Consider the following 3,390-nt stretch of genomic DNA (forward strand, 5'->3'; position numbering starts at 1 on the left):
GTCATTCAGTATTTGAAGCAGTCGTCTTGTACGGCTTCGGCTTCCGCAGGCTGGGCAAAGCAGGTCGCCTTTTTCGAGAGTTATAAATGTTTTTAGGTGAGTATCACATATCGTACAATTAAATTTCTTTCCTTTATAACGAAAAAGCACTAACCCTCTTAAAAAGGGCTCCAAACGGAATAAGAGTGATTTTGGTAAAAGAGTTTTAGCTGTATTTTTAAAGGAATTGTACATGGTTTACACCGTTTTCTGAACCACTTCAAATATCTGGTTTTCGTCACATTTAAGTGTTTTTGACGGATACTTAAGTAACAAAGCATAATCGTGAGTGGCCATCAATATGGTGTTGCCGTTTTTGTTGATTTCTTGAAGCACCTCCATCACTTCCACCGAGGTTTGAGGGTCAAGGTTTCCGGTGGGTTCATCAGCAAGGATAAGCTCAGGGTCGTTAAGCAATGCTCTGGCTATGGCCACACGTTGTTGCTCACCTCCCGAAAGTTGATAAGGGTATTTAAATCCTTTGGCTTTCATGTCCACTTTACCTAAAACGGCATCCACTTTATCATCCATCGCTATTTTATCTGTCCAGCCGGTGGCTTTTAGTACAAACAACAAGTTGTCATTTACCGTTCGGTCATTGAGTAATTTAAAATCCTGAAATACCACACCTAGTTTTCTCCTGAGGAAAGGAATATCTTTTTCTTTGAGTGTCCGCAAATTGAAATCAACTATTTCACCTTCACCTTCAATCAGCGGAATGTCACCATACAGTGTTTTCATAAAACTACTCTTTCCGGTTCCGGTTTTTCCGATAAGGTAAACAAATTCACCTTTTTCAATAGAGACGTTAACATCAGATAAAATAAGGGTTTCACGTTGATAGATGGCTGCGTTTTTAAGAAATAAGACCGGGTTTGACATATCAGTTTGAAGGTTTTTAGCGAAATTACAAGTTATTTTCATTATGGAAACGAAAAATTATCTAAAATCATACACCTCCAAATATAAATTATGGGGTGTTGATCCTTAATTTTCTTTGCATCCGGTACAATTGTGATGTAAGTGTTATAGTTACCATTTCATTTTCTATAAATGGAAGTGGAATACGGGCAGTTTCTTCCTTTTTATATACTTTATTGTGAATTTCCTTGTCTGTTTCTATGACAACCCGATAATCGGTGTCGAGTACGCCATCAACCGGTATTATATGGACACCTTCAATTGGTATGTTTCTTTCGAGAATAAATGGAGCATCATGCCTAGGTTGATTTGGGACAGAGTCTCGTGCAACTTTTGGTTTTGGCACAACTGGCTTGGGAAAACATTCTTCGGTGGGTAGGGTAGGGTCAATAGCAAGTTTTACAAAACCGTTTTTATCGGGAGCCAGCCTGGTTCCGGGTTTTAGATGAATGCGTTTTCGGGCTTTAAAATCTACGGTGGATGAATCCCTGAAGGTTTGGTTTTTGATTTCAATGTGATAGGGCGAGGAAAAAAGTTTAAAATTAAAGCGGTAAAAATCCCTGTTGGCTATTTCAATTGTGCCTTGCTCCAACTGCATATCGTGGGCCATTTTAACAGCCCTGTATGCGTCTACTCTTCCTGCACCGAGTTTCATTTTGAAAGGTTCATTGCCCGGAAGGTTTTCTATGTCTTCTGAGCTTAATTTAAGTATACTTTCCACTTCGGCACTGGCCAGACAGTAGTTGGCAGACCAGATGAGGCCGATAACACCCGTAACTACAGCTGCCGATGCAGATGATTGGCCGACAAACTCATCTTCAAAACCACATTCAGCACGGCCAATGGAATAGGTTTCTGCGGGAGCTGAAATGTCAATTGACAAATTATGTTGATTGGCAAATTGCGAGTTAATAGGCACAAAACCGTCTTCTGTTTTTCTTTGCATTCTCACGTGGCGGTCTTTGATTTTGTGATGTATAGTGCCATACTGTTCGTCTTCGATAATACAATCTTCAAAATGGCCACATTCTGCATAAACGGCTGTTACGGCAATAACGTTTTTATAAGAGGCAGGATAGGCATAATTTGAGGCGTAGTCTCTCAAGTAGGGGTTGCATCGTTTTGCATTTCCGGCACCGGCCACAATCAAAACACCTTCATCATAATATTCATTGATTCGCTCCTGAACATTTTGATGATAAGCCCCAAACCCACAAAGGGCCCAACTGGCATTGATTACCTTAGCTCCGGCTTCAACCAATTCCTGAATGTAATCAAATTGTGCATAACCGTTGGTGATCATATCACATTCTGAACAAATGCCAGGTATGCCAAAAGCATTGTCCATTTTAGCTCCAATAATAGCGGCTAATCCTGTTCCGTGAAAACAGACAGTGCCGCTTGTCGCGTTGAAATACTTGAGATAATTGCTCACCCTGCCTTCCAAATCGGTGTTGGTGGAGTCCACCCTTGCATCTGAGATGCCGATAACCACTTTTGGATCTCCCTTGGTGATGCCCCAGGCACCGGGTGCATTGATTAGATCCAGGCCGATGAGGGGATAAGGTCCACCTAAATTCTCCACCGGGCTGGTAGTTCCGTAATCATTGGGGTAATAAGCGTTGGGGGCTGGACTGTAAGCTTCAATGTTATTATATTTATCAGGGAAATGCTTTTGAAGCTCATACAAAACTGACTCGCTGTTTGTAGAAATCCTGTAACGGGTTTTAAACTTTTCTCTATTTGTATTGGGGTAGGCCTTTTGGAAAGAATAAATGGTATAAATAGAATAAACAGCAGTTTCACGGGTATTTTTTGGGTTCTCGACTTTTAAAATGCCATTGCTTAAAGTGCTGACAACAAGTGATTCCGCACCATTAATGTCAACCATAAAATGATGTATATTTTCATTCTGTTGGCCAAGAACCGACAGGGACACTAAAAGCAATATCAGGACTGACAACTTATTCACGTTCCAAATTATCAATTCTTTTTGACAATGTATCAATCAGCTTTTGCTGGGCAATGGTGTGTAGGGTGAGCTCCTCAATTTTTTCAAGTAAAAGTAGGTTCATTGCTTTTAACGACAAACCGTTTTCATCGATTTCAGAAGCTGAAGGTACTTTGGGCAAATGGTGGTATTTTTTGATAAAAGCTTCTATTTCGCTAAGCGAAAGAAACTCATAATCCGGATTTAAAGAGGACTCCCCTTTAAAATGCTTCTCAATCACATAATCGGGTGCAACGGCACCTTCAAGGTCCACCATAACTTCCTGTGTGTGAATACTGCCTTTTACGGTGAGCATGGCATCGGGATTAGGGGTGTTTATTCCGATAAACCCGTTTTCGGCCTGCGTAATATTGGTGAAAGTTTTGTTATCCTGAGCAAATCCAATGGAAATAAAACAAAACAGGAATAGTACAATGATT

Annotated in this window: 2 protein-coding genes and 1 pseudogene; all 3 read right to left on the reverse strand. The window is 40.6% G+C overall.

Going from position 1 to position 3,390, the window contains the following annotated elements:
* Nucleotides 1-237 precede the first annotated feature (237 nt).
* On the reverse strand, nucleotides 238-921 hold the full coding sequence (locus tag AC6F75_RS14450) for an ATP-binding cassette domain-containing protein (RefSeq protein ID WP_500715793.1): 684 nt from the start codon (nucleotides 919-921) through the stop codon (nucleotides 238-240).
* Between the two features lie 88 nt (nucleotides 922-1,009).
* On the reverse strand, nucleotides 1,010-2,851 hold the full coding sequence (locus AC6F75_RS14455) for a S8 family serine peptidase (RefSeq protein WP_500715794.1): 1,842 nt from the start codon (nucleotides 2,849-2,851) through the stop codon (nucleotides 1,010-1,012).
* Nucleotides 2,852-2,924: 73 nt separating this feature from the next.
* Nucleotides 2,925-3,390: pseudogene (locus tag AC6F75_RS14460) on the reverse strand (hypothetical protein); the annotation flags it as partial.

The sequence above is a fragment of the Planktosalinus sp. genome, assembly GCF_059864935.1.